The following is a 16,131-nucleotide window of genomic DNA, read 5'->3' as shown; positions in this document are numbered from 1 at the left end:
AAAAGTTAGCACTTTTTTGTTTCAAGTGCTAACTTCGCTCTTATTGTCGCTTTATCAAGCTTTTTGTCAATTATTTATATGGAACAGCAGCTGGTAATTGAGCGGCAGCAAGAACATTTGCCGGAATTGCCAATTGATTATTTTTACCAAAATCGGAAACTGCAACTGTAGCAGCCAAAGAATATGTTTTGCCGTATTTAGCTGAGAACTTAACTTGGTAAGACGTTAATTTTTCGCCGGTAACCGTTACCTTAATATGATAAAGGCCAAAACTAAAATGTTTCTCAAGCTGCTGATACTGCCCTTGATTCAAATATTGTTTTGCCATCGAAGCAAATAGTTTCTTGAGCTGCTTCTTTTGGTTAATCGTAGCAGTCAGTACGTAAGAATCACCATCCCGCGTCAATTTACCCTTTTTAGCCAGTTGCTTATAGAAACTGCTATTTTTCTTGGACAGAGCCGAATTAGTCACAGAATCAAGCATTGCATCATTAGACGTAGCACTTTTAACCCATGCATCATCATGCTTAGTGTAAGTAACTTTGTTCTTTGTATCAATCCACATTTCATTATTCTGGGTCTTGCCGTCAGTATTAATAGAATAATTAATATGACTGACTAGCGGATTCCCGCCAAAATCGCCATCTGCTTTGATTGTGGTTGGTTGCTTCGCAACTTTAAAGTTCATATCAGCATTTAATTTCCCGCTAGTTACTTTGCTGGCATCTTTTTTAACAATATTAATAACTTGATTCTTATTCATCGCTGCGGCAGCTTTTTGCGGTTGCATTAAACCACAAGAAAGCATCCCTACTGCAGCAACTAAACTAACAAGTGTCTTTTTTAAATTCATGATTTTTCTCCTCTTAAAATATTTAGATTTATTATATACCTAAAGATCGCTTTCTTAAATTTTATGATTAACACTTTTACCATTAAATTACTTTGACATTTCCTTCGTCATTTTTCGATCCTGAACAAGATCACCAACAGTAATAATTACCATATTTATTAGCATAATACTAAGAATAATATAGAATTCCTGCAGATGCCTGCCCGTATCCATTGGCAGGAAAGTGCCTAATAGCGGCACAAATTGCATTGCAAAACAACTGCCAAGGTCATTGATTAACTGCTGAGGCAGGGAATCCCGCACCACCGGAAACAAAACAAGTTCCGTTAACGATAAGATAAAGTTTAGAACTGACCAGATCAAATACAAATTGCTCCAGTCATTTTTCTGCCAAAAAATAATGGCTAAAAATACCAGTCCAAACCAAAAAATATTCTCTAAAATTCGGCGTTTCTTACTATTATCCATCTCATTCACCACTTGTCTTTCATTATAATTAAGAATAATGATTTTAATATTTTGTTACTTTAATTATATTATGAATTGCAAAAAAAGCAATCTGCTAATGCAAACTGCTTTCATATTTTTTACTTATTATTTTCTTTTTCTGAATCCAGGAAATAAATTAGGGTTTGCAGTTCTGTTGCCAAATCAACATTCTGCACGCGGATGCCGGCCGGTGTTGACAAGCGGATTGGTGTGAAATTCATAATCCCCTTCACCCCATCATTAATCATTTCATTGGCCGTTTTTTGTGCCGTATCTGATGGAACCGTCAAAATCGCGATTTCAATCTGCTGGTCAGTAATTTGCTTTTTTAGTTCACTCATATCATAAACCGGCACACCGCACAATATTTTTCCGGTAATTGCTTTGTTAATATCAAAGGCGCAAGAAATGCGGATATTGTTAGTGCGCTTAAAATTATAATTCAGCAAAGCATGACCCAAGTTGCCGACACCAATCAGTGCAACATTTGTTAAAGTATCCTGATTCAAAATCTTTTTAAAGAAGGCTAACAAATTTTTTACATCATAACCATATCCGCGTTTCCCCAAAGCACCAAAATAAGAAAAGTCGCGCCGAATTGATGCACTATCAACCTGAACCGCTTCAGACAATTCAGTTGAAGATACCTTTTCTTTACCTGCATCATTCAAGATAACGAGATAGCGGTAATATAGCGGCAGTCTTTTTGCCGTTGCCGTAGGGATTTTTATTTTTTCCATTTTTACAGAAGCCTCCATATATTTTTTACTTGTGAATTGGAATCGTCGATTAATACTATCTTACCTGTAATGTTGGAACTTTTGCAAGTATTTTTTTCACAAACTACCCGATTTTATCATTTTTATAGACCTTTTTAAGTCAAAAACCACTCAACTGCTAAATTTAACCACTTATCTACCCATTTCAACCATTTGTCGGCATTTTATTTCTTAGTTTGCGCAAAATTGTTAATCTAAAACCAGCACTTAAGGAAGAGGTTCAATAATGTTATTGCAAACAAAAAATTTAACTAAAAAATACCACGATAAAACTGTCGTGAATGGAGTCAATCTGCAAATCAGGCAGGGCAGTTTCACAACCTTGCTGGGCACAAATGGTGCCGGCAAGTCCTCCCTCATCAATATGCTGGTCGGCATCAGTACTCCCAGCAGCGGCACAATTAATTTGCAGCCATACACTAAAATTGGTGTGGTCTTTCAAAATAGCGTGCTCGATAACGAATTAACGGTTAAGGAAAATTTGCTCATCCGCGCACACCAGTATCCTAAATTTGACCCAAAACTCATTAGCCTTTTAGGTACACAACTAGGACTTGAAAAATTTATTAACCAGCGTTATGGCCGTTTATCCGGCGGCCAAAAGCGGCGCGTCGACATTGCCCGTGCCTTGCTGAACAAACCTGATATTTTATTCTTGGATGAACCCACAACCGGTCTTGATGTCCAGACCCGCACTGCCATTTGGAAACTACTGCTGCAATTACAGGAAAAAGAAAACCTAACAATTTTGCTGACGACCCACTACCTTGAAGAAGCCAGTCGAGCCGATTTTACCTACATTTTAAATTCAGGCAAAATCGTTGCCAGCGGCACAACCAAAGAAATAGTTGCTGCAAATGCGCAAAATGAACTGCGCTTAAGCGGAAATTTTGCCAAATTAGAAGCAACTCTTAATGAAAGGCAAATTTCCTTTAAAAAAGAAAAAGCTGCACTTGTGCTTACACCTAAAAGTGCAGCTGCGGCAGTAAATATTTTGCTGCTTGTGAACGAAAATCTAAGTGATTTTTCCTATTCACCGGGAAGTCTGGAAACCGCCTTTATGAATATTACTGGTTGGGAGATGAAATAATGTTTTACTTATGTAAAAGAAATTTACTACTATACTTTAGAAATCATGCGCGTGTTTTCTTCTCTTTACTAGGTGCACTGATTACCTTTGTTTTGTACGTAGTCTTTTTAAAAAAGACTTTTCAAACCAGCTGGCAGCAGCTACCAAATTCCAAACAACTGCTAGATCGTTGGCAAATCGGCGGCACGCTGGCAGTTACCAGTATCACAACCACGCTGAGTGGTTTGGCCGTGCTCGTCAGTGACCGCGAAACCAATGTCTTGGCCGATTTGACTTTGACTAAGCGCTCAAATTGGCAAATTCACCTCAGCTATTTAATCAGCAGCACAATCATCGGTATTATCCTACAATTAGTTCTGCTAATCAGCATGGTGGTTTACTTCCATCTTACTGATAATCTGAATTTCCCTTGGCATAATTTATTGCAAATTTGCCTGATAATTATTCTAAGCTCAATTTTGGCTGTACTTCTAAACGATCTTCTTCTTTACTTTATTAAGACCAATGCAACTTTAGGACAATTCAGCACGATTATCGGCACGGCATCCGGGTTCCTCGTGGGTGCATACCTGCCACTAGGCAGCCTGCCAAAATTTGCGCAGCTGTTAATGAAGTTAACACCTGGAACCTATGTTGCATCTATTTACCGCCAACTTTTAGTCGGCAATTCCGTTGCTCAACCCATGCGGGCTGAATTTGCCAAAATAATGGGAATCCGGTTAAAATGGAACCATCTATTAACGCTGCAGCAAACATTTTTGGTTGTCATAAGCATTTTGTTTGCCGCACTACTAGTTGACTACTTATTGCAAAAAGTAAAAGCATAGGAGTGATGAAAGTGCATGTAAGTTTTGAAAAAGATGCAAAAGTTGATGCTCATGAACCAACTATAGTTATCAAGGCTGCCGAAAAAAGCCCGGAGGTTGAGGCACTTTTACACTATTTGGACAATTATAATGAAGGTAGGCAAAGCAGCATTGTTGCTATTAAAACAAGCGAGCGGATTTTGATGGTCAAAACTGCCGAGATTATTTTCGTTGATATTTATAATGCGGCACTACTAATTTACACGACCAACGGAATTTTTCATGCTAAAGACACATTGGCAAACTTTGGCCGTAAATTACCCGCAGAACAATTTTTACAAATTTCCAAACATGCAATCATTAATGTCGATCATTTGCTGGCTCTTGAAGACAGTTTTTCCGGAAACCTAACCGCCAAACTAACCGGAGATTTTCGTACCAGTGTCAGCCGCAAATACGTCAAAGACTTGATGAATTTTTTAGGAATATAGGAGGCCCAGATGAAACGAATATTATCGGAAGCAATTTATGGGATTGGCTTTGGCGCATTTGCATATTTGATGCTCCTATTGTTTAAAACGCCCGCAACTTTTCCCAGTCAAAAAAATATTCTGACAGTTATTGTAATGAGCGCGTTAATCGGTATGCTGTCGGAAATTCTGCAAACTGACAACTTCCCTATTGTTAGGCTGCTACTACACTTTGGCCTTACTTTATTAATTGTCCTTGCCGCCACCGCTTATGAAGGCAAACTGGTGCTGGCCCTGCATTCAGTTATCTTCTGGCTTATTTTCATTACTATTTATGTTTTTGTCTGGATCGTCCTGATACTGATGAGTTATCTCCGAGTTAAAAAAATCAACGAAACTTTAGCTAAAAGAAACCACAAGAAACAAAACTAGCTTTGTAGAACCAGTGTATTTTTCACAATTCGCAATAGGGCAGATTTAGCTCCCTAAAGATTAATTATACAAATAGTAACCTAACAATTATCTTGTAAAAAATCAGGTTAAGATTATACTTAGCTACATATTTTTAAAGGAAGTGCGAACTATGTTTGTAAACAAATTAACCAAGAAACAAGCACTGCAAGTCTTTGCCTTACTGCAAATTATTATCGGCATTGTGTATTATCTTACTGTAAAAGGAAACTTTCGTTATATTTCCTTAAGCATTTTTGTTGTCCTCGGCTTACTAATTTTTATTTGCTCATTTAATAAAAAAATTGCTAAAGAAAAAGCAGTCATTAAAGAAAAGATGACGCAAGCGCAAAAATGGGATTAAGTCCTTGGTATTACGCTTATTTGCGGAGCAATATTGACCATGATTACTGAGCAACGGATCAGTGCTGGATTAATTATGATGGATGCTGGTCTTATAGGTTTGCTTAAGCCGCCAAGCGCAAATGATAAAAGAAAATCTATTTAAAATAGCAAAGGCTAGCCAAGATTTATTTCTGCGCTAGTCTTTTTTTGCCGTGATTGCCTTGCTGACACCTATTTTATTGCCTGATACTTGCCTGCAATATGCTAAAATAGGTTTTAGGTGAAAAATATGATAATTACACAAAGGCACAATTTATAAAAAATTCGGTGCCTCTATTTTATTCAAAAATGTTAACTTGGACAAAAAAAAACGGCATAATAAATAAAAATCTTCCACTGACTTTTTAAAATCATTGGAAGATTTTTTGGTATCAACACAGTTTTTATCATTTACGCTTTTTATAAATCAACAATCGAACCAGCACCATGTATCTGGGACCAGTCTGAGCTAAAGTCGCTAACCGCATCCATAATCAAATGGTTTTCCAGTCCCTTTTCAATAAACTCAGGAGCAACTGTCACTGCCTGAGCTCCGCTTTCAATTGCCTCATTTATTTGTTGAACGGTGTGGAAACTGGCAGCCAATACTTGAGTCTTACTCCCTGTTCTTGCAATGGCTTCGACAAAGTAAGAAAGAACTTCCTTAGCATTGATATTACTTTCCAGCATCCGGTTATAATACGGGGCAAGATAATCAGCACCGGCACAGATTGCTAAATAGCCCTGCAATTCGGTGTAAATCGCCGTTGCAGTTATTCTAACGCCCTCTTTTTTCAGCACCCTAATCGCTGCCAAGCCCTCTTGCGTCACAGGAATTTTAACATAGGTTTCTTTTCCCAGTTCAGCAATTATTCTGTGTGCATCTTTAATAATGCCGTCTCTGGTTGTAGCAACTACTTGTACATGCAAGGCACGGTTTGCGCCAATAATTTCCTTAATTTTTTTCAGTCGTTCGAAGAAGTCAACTTTGCCTTCTTTTTTCATAATTGACGGATTGGTAGTCACACCAGCCAAGGGAATTATTTCTTTGTATTTTGCAATCGCAGCATCATCAGCTGTATCTAACAGAAATTCCATTTCCAACACCTCTATTTATAATTTACAGTCCATTTTAATTAGCCGCTTTCATTCTACTACTTTTTGTCCTCTTGTTTCCTTGATTTTTATATTTACATTAGCACAATTCTTACCAGCCCCAAACATTTAGCATCTATTCCAAGATTAGCAAAGTAATATCTGCACCCAATATGCTAAAATAGTTTTTAGGTGAAAAATATGATAATTGCACAAGGGCACGATTTAGAAAAACAATTCGGTGCCACCACTTTATTTAAAAATGTTAACTTTTCGATTGACTCTAATGCCCGCATCGGTCTCGTCGGACCCAACGGTGTCGGCAAAACCACCCTACTCAAAATCATGACGGGTGAAGAAGAAGCAACACATGGCGACTTTACCGTTAACAAGAACATTGACGTCGGCTATATTGCCCAGGAAAATGCGCTAGACGAGGATAAAACCATCTGGAACGAGGTGCTGGAAGTCTTTGCACCACTGATTAATACAGGCAAAAAGATTGAACAGATGCAGGAACAAATTGCCGAGCAGCCAGAAAATCAGGATTTGCTCAAACAATATGACCAAATGCAGTTCAATTTTGAACAAGACGGCGGCTATACTTACCAGGCAGATATCAAGAGCATTTTGAACGGGTTTAACTTCCCCGAAAAAACCTGGTCGAAACTAATCGGCAGTTTGTCTGGCGGTGAAAAAACGCGACTGGCTTTTGTCAAATTGCTGTTGCAAAAACCGCCGCTGCTGCTGCTTGATGAGCCGACCAATTATTTGGATTTGGATACACTAGATTGGCTGGAAAGCTTTCTTAAGGGCTATTCCGGTGCCATTTTGGTTGTTTCACATGACCAGTATTTCTTGGATCATCTTGCGACCCAAATTTTCGAATTACAATTTGGCAAACTGACTGCTTTTAAAGGCAACTATTCCGCCTATCTCGCTGAACGCAAATTGCGCGACCGTCAGCAAGAAGAAGCTTACGAAAAGCAGCAGGAAAAAATCAAAAAAGATGAAGAATTCATCCAAAAAAACCTAGTGCGTGCAACCACAACTAAGCGGGCGCAAAGCCGGCGCAAACAGCTCGAAAAAATCGAACGGATTCAGCCGCCCAAACACAAGAGCAAGGTACGGATTCACTTTGCAAGTGAACGGCCATCAGGCAAGGAAGTCCTAATTTTAAAAGACCTTACAATTGGTTATCCCACAAAGACGATGGTCAAAGACATCTCGCTGCAGGTCAACAAGGGTGACCGCGTCGCCGTGATCGGACCAAATGGGATTGGCAAGTCGACTCTGCTCAAAACAATCATGAAGCAGCTGACACCTAAAGGCGGCAGCATTAAGTACGGTGCTGCGCTAGATATCGGCTATTATGATCAGGAACTGCAGACACTTGAACCGGGCAAAACCGTGATCGACACGGTCTGGGACCGCCATAAAACGATGCCGGAAAAGGATGTCCGGTCGATTTTAGCCAGTTTTCTTTTTACGGCCAAAGACATTGATAAGACCGTGGGCCAGCTATCGGGTGGACAAAAGGCGCGGTTAACTTTAACCGTTCTGTCACTTGAGCACAACAACTTCTTGTTAATGGACGAGCCAACCAACCACTTAGACATTGAAGCAAAGGAAGTTTTAGAAAATGCTCTGCAGGACTTTGACGGAACCTTGCTCTTCGTTTCCCATGACCGTTACTTTATCAATCAGCTGTCTAACAAGATTGTGGCGGTCAAAGACGGCCAGGCCAAAGTATACGAAGGCGACTATTCATATTACCTCGACGAAAAGGCCAAGCAGGATGCCACTGAGCAAGATAATAATGCACTGATGCAAAATGAAGATAAGAGCGATAGTGGTTCACAAAAATTATCGTACCAGGAACAAAAGCAGCGTGATTCGCAAAAACGAAAATTGGAACGAGATGTCAGTCAAGCCGAAGACAAGATTGACGATCTAGAAAAACAGCAGGCAGCAATTGAAGAGAAAATGGCGAATCCAGAAATTGCCACTAATTTTGATAAGTTAGGACCGCTGCAGGAACAGTTAACAGAAATCAGCCAAAAACTTGATAAGGCAAACACCGCTTGGGAGCAAGCCGTTGATGCATTAGATAAATTTGAATAACAAAAATGATTAGAGGAAAAATCTTCTAATCATTTTGAAGTGTTCTATAAAGGAACTATAGAACACAGAGCAGACATGTATGCTCTGCGTGTAATTTATGATTATGCCATGCGCCAAATTGATATATGTGTTGAGCCTGGCGAATTTATGAACCAATATGGCATTCCTGATTGGATGCTTGATGATACTAAATCATTGTTTAAGAAGAACGATGATTTGGTATTTTAGGAGGTTGAAATGTCAGATTTTGTGATGGGACTTGGCATGCTAACTGTGTTTGCTAGTATTGCTTTGTTTATTGTCGATTTGGTTAAGTTAGTAAAGAAACTGCCAGCAAGAATTAGTTATTCACTTATGCTTTTTGTGGCTGGATGGTTTATTGCATTTTTCGGTGCGGCTACTTCCATTGGCATGTTCTTAGTAATTTTGGCGATTGGCGTAATTATTGAATGGACCATTTATGCAATTAGTAAGGCGCTAAGAAAGCCTTCAAAGTATGCAACTGACAATGATAAAGCAAATTTAAAAATTACAAAGGATTTAAAACCTAATCTTATTGTTAAAGATTCTGAAGCCGAAAAAACTAAGATTACAGATAACAAAAAATCGGCAATTTCTGAAAATGTCCAAGAGAAAATTTCGACTCTTAAATCTTCAACAGATAAAATTATTTCAGATGCCGTTTTAAAGGATTGTGTGCTTAACCCTAAAACACCCAAGATACCTAAGTATCAGCAATTTTTATCAAAGCATGGCGTAGATATTGAAGATGTATCGGATACTAAATTAAAGGATTGCGTAGTATTTGATTTGGAAACCACAGAGCTTGGTTATGAGAACGATGAAATTATTCACGTGGCTGCGGTAAAGGTTAAAGATGACCAAGTAATTGATCAATTTAATAGCTATGTTAAACCTAAGAAAAGTATCCCTAGTTACATTACAAAAATTACTGGAATAACTGATGCTGATGTTGCAAATGCGGACCCAATTACTGAAGTAATGCCAAAATTTAATGAGTTTGTTGATGATGCAACTTTAGTTGGCCATAATATTATTCAATTTGATATTCCATTTGTTGTAAATAATGGTTTTGCTCAAAAGCATATTAAAGCTATCGATACTCTTCGCATGGTTAGAAGAATACGTGATGACTTTCCTGTCGCACTTAAAGATATGAAGTTCGCCACGCTAAAAGAATATTTTGGTCTTGGTAATAAGCCGCATACTAGTTTAGAAGACTGCAAGACAAATTTAGTAATTTACCAAAAATTACGTGATCATGACCTAGAATACAAAGTTCCTATTTGCCAGGAACCTGATTCTGAACTTAAAGGATTAACGTTTGTTTTAACTGGTATTTTTGATAAACCTAATAAAGATATCAAGGCTGAAATTGAGGCTCACGGCGGTTGTGTTACTGGTTCGGTTTCTACAAAGACAGATTACTTAATTGATGGTGTGCAACCTGCAAAAATTCTCAAAAACGGAAAGTATAGTGCTAATGAATGGAGGGCTCGCGAATTGCAAATGGATAAAGGCAAAATTCAGATAATAGCTTATCCGTATTTAGAACAACTTATAAGTGATCGGAAAGCTGATTAAAAAAGAACAGCAAATTAGTTTAAAATGTGAGGGATAGAATTATGGGCAAAGAAGAATTTGAAGTAAAGTATGCTAAATATATGGAAGAATTTCTTGATGAATTTGACACAAAAGAGCGTAATGATAAATTTCAAAAACGACTAGAGAAAGAAGTAGGAGAATCGAAAGATTTAGGTACTGCAGTAAGTAAGCTGGTTGCTGTTGCGTATGGTTATGGCATAGAATATTCAAGTTTTCTAGTTAAGCTTATGCTTGAAAAATTTTTAGATGTAGAGGATTAAGTAATAATAGCTTTTAATCAAATGAGCCTCTCAACAAATACTGAGAGGCTTTTTGAATGCAACAAAAAAAGCAATCGACTGCTTCCAGGTACCTTGCAAGTAGTCAAATTGCATTGTGCGTTTGTTCCATGCTATCCTTAACAAACTAATCAAGTAGTACAGGGAAAGAGCGATCTATTATGGATTTACCCGCGCTGGAAACAGCTCAAGATTTTCTTGGGCTGTCTTTGCTTATTTCAAATGCTCACATAAATCTAAATCTACAGCAATTCCTGTCTATTTATAAAATGACTCTTTAAGCTTTAATTTGCATGTAAAATTGCTTTAGTCAAAAGAGCGGAAAAATTCAACTTTTGCTTTTTAGCTTTTTGATCAGCCCATTTAGGAATAGTCAACGTCTTTTTAACAAGATCATTATTAGTTAAGTATTTTTCTACATCAGTTTTAATTAAAGTTGCAAATGAGCCAGCAGGAACTTTAAGCTCATTAATAGCGGTCGGCTTTTTAAAGGCATCATTATTTTCAATATAGTCCGCCAAAGTTAATCCAAGCGCCTCTTCAGCCATTTCAATCCCATATGAAATATCATTTGTATTAATTCCAGTGAATGCTCCTTGAACATCAGGAAAATCAATAAAATAGCCACCCTTTTTTTCTGGAGTAAAAATTGCAGGGTAAACTAAAAACATTTTTTTCGTCTCAGTCATGTTGATTCCTTCCTAAGATTTATTCTTTATAAGGCCGGCTTCTTTAAGGATTTTACGTTCAAGCCCATTGCCTAAATCCTGATTGCCATGAACTGGTACAGTAATTCTCACACCATCTTTATACAAATGATGATGTGAACCAGCAACCCTACGTTCAATCCAGCCATGTTCTAGCAACAGTTTTAACATATCTTTTCCAGTAAAAGGCATTTCTAACTCCATATTTATATTTTAACACGTATAATACGTGTTAAGCAAATAACACCACACATAATTAGTGTAACTTCCTGCTTACTAAAAATATATCATGCTTAAACATATTTTACTAGCTACATAATAGCAAGTTTGTAAAGATAAATTTGCACAACAAATTAAAAGCCATGAAGCTTTATTCCACTTCATGGCTTTTTTTAATATCACTTTATTTCAACATGCTTTTTGCATACGGCAATTCCAAGGATGGATCTGCATTCAGGGTCAAGTCAGCGAACTTACCCGCATTATACAAATTATAAGCGGCCGCCCCAATCATTGCCGCGTTATCGCCACACAATTTTAAATCCGGTAAGATCACTTTGGGCCGAATCGCTGCAGGAAGAGCTGCCAATTCCTGATTCATCCGCTCACGCAGACCCAGGTTAGCAGCAACACCGCCGCCCATAATAAAAGTTTTAGGCTGATATTCCTTAATCGCTCTGATTGTCTTATGGGCCAAAACATCAATGACGGCCGCCTGAAAACTAGCAGCCAGATCATATTTATTCAATTCTTGATGAATCTGCTCTGCATGATGATAAGTATTGATAAACGCACTCTTCAAACCGGAAAAAGAAAAGTCATAGTCATCGTCTTCCATCATTGCCCGGGGAAAATTAAAGGTATCTTTACCCTGATGTGCCCATTCATCAATTGTTTTACCCGCGGGATAATTTACCCCTAAAACCCGGCCAATCTTATCATACGCTTCACCCGCAGCATCATCACGGGTATCGCCCACAATCTCAAAGTGCAGCGGATCTTTTAATAAAACAATTTCCGTATGACCGCCAGAAGCCTGCAGTGCGAGCGCGGGATACACAATTTCATCTTTTAGCTGTGCAGCCATGATGTGCCCCATAATGTGGTCAACCCCAATCAGCGGCAAGCCAGTAGCCATCGACGCAGCCTTGGCGGCACTGACACCAATCAAGAGCGCTCCAACCAGCCCCGGTCCGTAAGTGACGGCAATCGCATCGATATCCTGCCAGCTGGCATCAGCCTCACGCAGCGCTTCTTTAGTTATCTGACTGATTACCTCAATATGGTGGCGGCTGGCAACTTCAGGCACAACACCGCCGAAACGCTGGTGACTCTTGATCTGCGTTGCCACAATTAGGCTCTCAACTTCGCGACCATTTTTAACGACCGCGGTCGAAGTTTCATCACATGAACTTTCATAAGCTAAAATCCGAATATCTTTTTTCTCACTCAAAACTTCTCTTCCCTTTCCCGGCCAAATCTGGTTTTAAACGCATAACCATCCGTAGGCCGGCAGTATGCGTATCCTGATAATAATTTTCCTGAACGTTGGTAATTGTGAAGCCAAATGTCCGATACAGCCTTTGCGCACCCAAATTATCAGACCGCACGTTTAAACTCACATATTTACTATCGTTATTCTTGGCCCAGTTCAGCATTAACTGCAGCAAGTATGTCCCCAAACCATGACTTTGCCAAGACGGATCAACCGCAAAATTAGTGATGTGGCACTCAACCGGGGCAAACCGCATTCCAATAAAGGCTACCAAATTCTCGGCATGGTAAACAACCAAATACACCGTGTTTTTTTTGCGTAACTCCGTTTTAAATGAAGATGCATCCCACGGCAAAGGACCATGATATACCTTCTGCTCCAGCGCCAGCAGTGCTGGGATATCTTCGCTGCCTGCCTGCATCACTTGCAGGGTCTGGCCCTGCACAATCGTCGCAACCGGGGCAAAAGTTGGCCGTACTTGTTTTTTCTCTGGATGAAACAAGCCCTGCAATAAATTAAACTTCTTCAACATAATTACGATCAGAGACAAATGGCTGGCCCGTTTTATTGTGCCAGTCAATTTCTGCTTGGGTCCGGCGTAAATATTTTGGCAGCAGGTCATCGGGTTCAGTCAACGGTGCCCCTAAAGCCAATTTTCCTATTCGTCCCGCATGAACTAGATTTTGTTCATCGCTGCCATAGGCATAAGCTAGCCCCAGTTGCTTAATCAGTTCATCCTGCTTGGCAAAACCGGAACCGAGAAATATTACCTTGTCACAATTAGTTTTAATTGCCCACTCCTTCACAGCCTGAAGCAGCGTCGTAATATGGTAGTGCCCGTCCGGAATCACGTTCACCAGTTGGCCGTCCTCATTGCAATAAGCACCCGCAAAATAATTATCATTTCTGGCGTCAATTCCGGCAACCGTCAGCATCTTTGTTCCAATTTGGTTAACCGCCAGGGCCTGCAGCGTAGAAATACCGGCAACCTCTTTTTCTAAAATGCTGGCAAACATTTTAACCGTTGTGATGCCGATTCGTAAGCCCGTGTACGAGCCGGGGCCGATTGCTACGGCATAGCGGTCAATATCCGCAAGCTGCAATTTATTAGCGGTTAGCATCTCATTAATAATTGGATCTAGGTGTTCATTATAATTGCGCCCTCCCTGCTCATTTTTTTCAACGATCACCTTTTCGTTTTCATTCAGGGCAATACTTAAATTATCAGTAGCTGTCGAAACACTCAAAATTTTCATTCTTAATTATTTTCCTTTTTATTCAAACTACTTTTTTATTTTAACACGAGAAAGTGCCGTCAAAACAAAGTAACTGGCAAAGATTTGCAGCCAGGGTGTGATTGTCTCTTTGGGCAGGCGTTGAATCAGCGCCGCCTTAAACTCCATTCCATACAATAAATGCACCCACAATGTGTTCAAGCCAATGTTTACGACTATTGTCACCAGCAGTGTTGCCGCAATTACGCGCCAAAGTTTTACCTGCCGGTCAAAGAAAAAGAGGCCATAAATAAGGGGGCCGACCATCGCGGACAGCGTGAAGCCAAGAAAAAAGCCGCCGCTATTGCCAAATAGCGCAGACGAAACCAAATCGCTGACACCGCCACCAACACTGCCCCAAACGGGGCCAAAAAAGTAGCCCAACATGACACTACCGACAAAACCCAAACTCAAGCGCACAGTAGCGGTGCCAAAAGCAATCTTACCCAAGATTACTTTAATTGCAACAACAAGCCCCAACAAAACAAGGCCCTGCAAGTCAATCTTCAGCCATTTTTTGCTTATCATTCAAAGTCCCCTTCCAATAAAAAAACATGACTTCTTGGTCATGCCCTAATAGTTCATCATATTTCACGCCAGGTAAGCTCACAAAGTGCCCGTGCTTTGCCTTCATCATCTTCAATCGCATGGTAAGACTTTGTCTCAGCATCATTTTCTTTCACTGTGACGCAAGAATATGGTTCCTGACCATAACGGACTTCTTGGTTAAATTTAATTTCAATTTTACTAACAACATGCTGACGCAAAAATTCACGGTCGAGCATGTCCAAAAACCAATTAAAATAATGACTATTGGTTAAATGATGGTTGGTATCTAAATCATCGTAGCGCACACGGTACTGCCTTTTTTTCTCATATTCAGCTTGCTGGCGCAGGCGCGGGAAGTGTGGCAGCTTTGGCAGCAGCGGAATATGCAATTCGTTCATCATTTTTTCGTCTGTCGCCACCATTTTACGTTTTTTCAAGTCAAACAGAACCCACTCACTCTTAACGGTAATCAGCTTATTGCCCGCCTGATCATCAATGCTAAAATCACGATATTCAAAAAAGCGGTTATATCCTTTAGCCTCGGTCGTCAAAACAACTTTTTCCGTTACGCGTGGCAAACGATTAATTTCAAAATGGTATTGGGTGACCACCCAACCAAGTCCCCGCTCATTCAGCGACTTGGTGCTGGCATCCCCATGCCAGAGCTGGTGCTCAGACACTTGCATCATTAAATCGATCAGCGATGCAAGACGGAGATTTTTATTTTCATCACATTCATCATATTCTACTTGGTGCTTTTCACTGTATTGCATTTTTACCTTCCTTTGGCTATTTTCTATTGCTCGTGGTACTTGTCATAAAGTTCATTTTTAGAAACACGATGTTCTTTAGCCACATTCTTCACCGCGTCCTTTTTGCTGCTGCCAGCTGCAACTTGGGCATCAACTAATTTGATCAATTCTTTCCAAGACAATTGCTCGGGTTCTTCCGTACTCGGTGAAACCAAGATAACAAATTCGCCACGTGGCGCATTTTCTGCAAAATATTCGGCAACTTCTTGGACCGTCCCACGGACAAACTCCTCATGTATCTTGGTTAATTCGCGCGCAGCAACAATTGGCCGGTCTGCTGGCAAAACACTCGCCAAGTTTTGCAGGGTTTTGCTTAAGCGGTGGGGTGCCTCATAAAAAATTGAGGTCGCATGCGCCTTATTCATTTCCGCAAAATAAGGTACCTGCTCCGTTTTCTTCCGCGGCAAAAAACCATAATAAGTAAAGGGCTGAGCATCAAAGCCGGAAGCAATTAATGCGGTCGCAAACGCCGACGGTCCTGGCAAAGGTACGACTGGAATATCATGCTTGATGCATTCCTGCACCAGAATATAACCGGGATCAGAAATCACGGGCATCCCCGCATCACTGATTTCCGCAATTACTGCCCCGTCCTGCATTAGTTTGATCAGTTCCGGAGCTCTCTCTTTTGAATTATATTTATGAAAGGACAACATGCGGTTATGCACGCCAATTTTTTCCAGCAAAATACCACTAGTTCGTGTATCCTCGGCCGCAATATAATCTGCCTGCTGCAGAACCTTCTTGGCCCGGATCGTAATATCTTCCAGGTTACCGATCGGCGTCGGTACAAGGTAAAGCTTGCCTTCATCTTTTGCATAAGAACTTTGCCGCTGCATGCTCTTCATCC

At 39.9% G+C, this 16,131-nt stretch carries 21 protein-coding genes; 9 read left to right on the top strand and 12 right to left on the bottom strand.

Going from position 1 to position 16,131, the window contains the following annotated elements; genetic code table 11:
• Window positions 1–70: 70 nt before the first annotated feature.
• From PT285_RS03070 to PT285_RS03060, 3 genes are all read right to left on the bottom strand, one after another.
• Window positions 71–853: a DUF6612 family protein gene (locus PT285_RS03070; RefSeq protein ID WP_277147739.1), complete on the bottom strand. Its 783-nt coding sequence runs from the start codon at window positions 851–853 to the stop codon at window positions 71–73.
• An 87-nt stretch (window positions 854–940) separates the two neighbouring features.
• Window positions 941–1,321, bottom strand: coding sequence for a hypothetical protein (locus PT285_RS03065; RefSeq protein ID WP_277147738.1), 381 nt, complete (start codon window positions 1,319–1,321; stop codon window positions 941–943).
• 119 nt (window positions 1,322–1,440) lie between these two features.
• Window positions 1,441–2,082, bottom strand: coding sequence for a redox-sensing transcriptional repressor Rex (locus tag PT285_RS03060; protein WP_277147737.1), 642 nt, complete (start codon window positions 2,080–2,082; stop codon window positions 1,441–1,443).
• Between the two features lie 265 nt (window positions 2,083–2,347).
• Here PT285_RS03060 and PT285_RS03055 point away from each other — a divergent pair, with 265 nt between their 5' ends.
• From PT285_RS03055 to PT285_RS03035, 5 genes are all read left to right on the top strand, one after another.
• Window positions 2,348–3,211, top strand: coding sequence for an ABC transporter ATP-binding protein (locus tag PT285_RS03055; RefSeq protein WP_277147736.1), 864 nt, complete (start codon window positions 2,348–2,350; stop codon window positions 3,209–3,211).
• Window positions 3,211–4,038: an ABC transporter permease gene (locus PT285_RS03050; RefSeq protein ID WP_277147735.1), complete on the top strand. Its 828-nt coding sequence runs from the start codon at window positions 3,211–3,213 to the stop codon at window positions 4,036–4,038. Before PT285_RS03055 ends, PT285_RS03050 begins: the two co-directional genes overlap by 1 nt.
• An 11-nt stretch (window positions 4,039–4,049) precedes the next feature.
• Window positions 4,050–4,508, top strand: coding sequence for a LytTR family DNA-binding domain-containing protein (locus tag PT285_RS11375; RefSeq protein WP_277147734.1), 459 nt, complete (start codon window positions 4,050–4,052; stop codon window positions 4,506–4,508).
• Window positions 4,509–4,517: 9 nt separating this feature from the next.
• Entirely contained in the window at window positions 4,518–4,919 is a 402-nt protein-coding gene (locus PT285_RS03040; RefSeq protein ID WP_277147733.1) for a DUF3021 family protein, read from the top strand.
• Window positions 4,920–5,070: 151 nt separating this feature from the next.
• On the top strand, window positions 5,071–5,301 hold the full coding sequence (locus PT285_RS03035) for a hypothetical protein (protein ID WP_277147732.1): 231 nt from the start codon (window positions 5,071–5,073) through the stop codon (window positions 5,299–5,301).
• Window positions 5,302–5,741: 440 nt separating this feature from the next.
• On the opposite strand, the gene PT285_RS03030 is transcribed toward PT285_RS03035, so the two are convergent.
• The gene (locus PT285_RS03030) at window positions 5,742–6,419 is read right to left on the bottom strand and encodes a fructose-6-phosphate aldolase (protein WP_277147731.1); all 678 of its coding nucleotides are present in this window, start codon (window positions 6,417–6,419) and stop codon (window positions 5,742–5,744) included.
• Between the two features lie 198 nt (window positions 6,420–6,617).
• On the opposite strand from PT285_RS03030, the gene abc-f reads away from it, so the two are divergent.
• The 4 genes from abc-f (at window position 6,618) to PT285_RS03010 (ending at window position 10,426) form a co-directional block, all read left to right on the top strand.
• On the top strand, window positions 6,618–8,540 hold the full coding sequence (abc-f, locus tag PT285_RS03025; protein WP_277147730.1) for a ribosomal protection-like ABC-F family protein: 1,923 nt from the start codon (window positions 6,618–6,620) through the stop codon (window positions 8,538–8,540).
• Between the two features lie 75 nt (window positions 8,541–8,615).
• Complete coding sequence (locus PT285_RS03020; RefSeq protein WP_277147729.1) at window positions 8,616–8,768, top strand: hypothetical protein; 153 nt, start codon at window positions 8,616–8,618, stop codon at window positions 8,766–8,768.
• A 9-nt stretch (window positions 8,769–8,777) separates the two neighbouring features.
• The gene (locus PT285_RS03015) at window positions 8,778–10,145 is read left to right on the top strand and encodes a PolC-type DNA polymerase III (RefSeq protein WP_277147728.1); all 1,368 of its coding nucleotides are present in this window, start codon (window positions 8,778–8,780) and stop codon (window positions 10,143–10,145) included.
• A gap of 41 nt (window positions 10,146–10,186) precedes the next feature.
• Complete coding sequence (locus tag PT285_RS03010; protein WP_277147727.1) at window positions 10,187–10,426, top strand: hypothetical protein; 240 nt, start codon at window positions 10,187–10,189, stop codon at window positions 10,424–10,426.
• A gap of 302 nt (window positions 10,427–10,728) precedes the next feature.
• On the opposite strand, the gene PT285_RS03005 is transcribed toward PT285_RS03010, so the two are convergent.
• The 8 genes from PT285_RS03005 to rsmI all read right to left on the bottom strand — a co-directional run bounded on the left by PT285_RS03005 (window position 10,729) and on the right by rsmI (window position 16,120).
• Entirely contained in the window at window positions 10,729–11,133 is a 405-nt protein-coding gene (locus PT285_RS03005; RefSeq protein ID WP_277147726.1) for a type II toxin-antitoxin system HicB family antitoxin, read from the bottom strand.
• 12 nt (window positions 11,134–11,145) lie between these two features.
• Window positions 11,146–11,343, bottom strand: a complete 198-nt coding sequence (locus PT285_RS03000) for a type II toxin-antitoxin system HicA family toxin (RefSeq protein WP_277147725.1) — start codon at window positions 11,341–11,343, stop codon at window positions 11,146–11,148.
• Between the two features lie 211 nt (window positions 11,344–11,554).
• Window positions 11,555–12,604, bottom strand: coding sequence for a tRNA (adenosine(37)-N6)-threonylcarbamoyltransferase complex transferase subunit TsaD (gene tsaD, locus PT285_RS02995; RefSeq protein WP_277147724.1), 1,050 nt, complete (start codon window positions 12,602–12,604; stop codon window positions 11,555–11,557).
• Window positions 12,597–13,157: a ribosomal protein S18-alanine N-acetyltransferase gene (gene rimI, locus PT285_RS02990; protein ID WP_374211460.1), complete on the bottom strand. Its 561-nt coding sequence runs from the start codon at window positions 13,155–13,157 to the stop codon at window positions 12,597–12,599. The genes tsaD and rimI overlap by 8 nt, the downstream gene beginning before the upstream one ends.
• Window positions 13,158–13,161: 4 nt before the next feature.
• Complete coding sequence (tsaB, locus tag PT285_RS02985) at window positions 13,162–13,902, bottom strand: tRNA (adenosine(37)-N6)-threonylcarbamoyltransferase complex dimerization subunit type 1 TsaB (RefSeq protein WP_277147722.1); 741 nt, start codon at window positions 13,900–13,902, stop codon at window positions 13,162–13,164.
• A gap of 27 nt (window positions 13,903–13,929) precedes the next feature.
• Entirely contained in the window at window positions 13,930–14,448 is a 519-nt protein-coding gene (locus tag PT285_RS02980) for a folate family ECF transporter S component (protein ID WP_277147721.1), read from the bottom strand.
• 56 nt (window positions 14,449–14,504) lie between these two features.
• Window positions 14,505–15,242: an acyl-[acyl-carrier-protein] thioesterase gene (locus tag PT285_RS02975; protein ID WP_277147720.1), complete on the bottom strand. Its 738-nt coding sequence runs from the start codon at window positions 15,240–15,242 to the stop codon at window positions 14,505–14,507.
• A 23-nt stretch (window positions 15,243–15,265) separates the two neighbouring features.
• A complete protein-coding gene (rsmI, locus tag PT285_RS02970) occupies window positions 15,266–16,120 on the bottom strand; it encodes a 16S rRNA (cytidine(1402)-2'-O)-methyltransferase (RefSeq protein ID WP_277147719.1) in 855 nt (284 codons plus the stop codon).
• Window positions 16,121–16,131 lie beyond the last annotated feature (11 nt).

The sequence above is a fragment of the Lactobacillus sp. ESL0791 genome, from assembly GCF_029433255.1.
Classification (GTDB): Bacteria; Bacillota; Bacilli; order Lactobacillales; family Lactobacillaceae; genus Lactobacillus.
Note: the sequence above shows the minus strand (reverse complement) of the source record. Positions and strands in the feature narration are given on the sequence as shown.

Bases quoted from the DNA above. Each gene is read 5' to 3' on its own strand.
- PT285_RS03070 (WP_277147739.1), bottom strand. From the start codon at position 853: ATGAATTTAAAAAAGACACTTGTTAGTTTAGTTGCTGCAGTAGGGATG.
- PT285_RS03065 (WP_277147738.1), bottom strand. From the start codon at position 1,321: ATGGATAATAGTAAGAAACGCCGAATTTTAGAGAATATTTTTTGGTTT.
- PT285_RS03060 (WP_277147737.1), bottom strand. From the start codon at position 2,082: ATGGAAAAAATAAAAATCCCTACGGCAACGGCAAAAAGACTGCCGCTA.
- PT285_RS03055 (WP_277147736.1), top strand. From the start codon at position 2,348: ATGTTATTGCAAACAAAAAATTTAACTAAAAAATACCACGATAAAACT.
- PT285_RS03050 (WP_277147735.1), top strand. From the start codon at position 3,211: ATGTTTTACTTATGTAAAAGAAATTTACTACTATACTTTAGAAATCAT.
- PT285_RS03040 (WP_277147733.1), top strand. From the start codon at position 4,518: ATGAAACGAATATTATCGGAAGCAATTTATGGGATTGGCTTTGGCGCA.
- PT285_RS03035 (WP_277147732.1), top strand. From the start codon at position 5,071: ATGTTTGTAAACAAATTAACCAAGAAACAAGCACTGCAAGTCTTTGCC.
- PT285_RS03030 (WP_277147731.1), bottom strand. From the start codon at position 6,419: ATGGAATTTCTGTTAGATACAGCTGATGATGCTGCGATTGCAAAATAC.
- abc-f (WP_277147730.1), top strand. From the start codon at position 6,618: ATGATAATTGCACAAGGGCACGATTTAGAAAAACAATTCGGTGCCACC.
- PT285_RS03020 (WP_277147729.1), top strand. From the start codon at position 8,616: ATGTATGCTCTGCGTGTAATTTATGATTATGCCATGCGCCAAATTGAT.
- PT285_RS03015 (WP_277147728.1), top strand. From the start codon at position 8,778: ATGTCAGATTTTGTGATGGGACTTGGCATGCTAACTGTGTTTGCTAGT.
- PT285_RS03010 (WP_277147727.1), top strand. From the start codon at position 10,187: ATGGGCAAAGAAGAATTTGAAGTAAAGTATGCTAAATATATGGAAGAA.
- PT285_RS03005 (WP_277147726.1), bottom strand. From the start codon at position 11,133: ATGACTGAGACGAAAAAAATGTTTTTAGTTTACCCTGCAATTTTTACT.
- PT285_RS03000 (WP_277147725.1), bottom strand. From the start codon at position 11,343: ATGCCTTTTACTGGAAAAGATATGTTAAAACTGTTGCTAGAACATGGC.
- tsaB (WP_277147722.1), bottom strand. From the start codon at position 13,902: ATGAAAATTTTGAGTGTTTCGACAGCTACTGATAATTTAAGTATTGCC.
- PT285_RS02980 (WP_277147721.1), bottom strand. From the start codon at position 14,448: ATGATAAGCAAAAAATGGCTGAAGATTGACTTGCAGGGCCTTGTTTTG.
- PT285_RS02975 (WP_277147720.1), bottom strand. From the start codon at position 15,242: ATGCAATACAGTGAAAAGCACCAAGTAGAATATGATGAATGTGATGAA.
- rsmI (WP_277147719.1), bottom strand. From the start codon at position 16,120: ATGCAGCGGCAAAGTTCTTATGCAAAAGATGAAGGCAAGCTTTACCTT.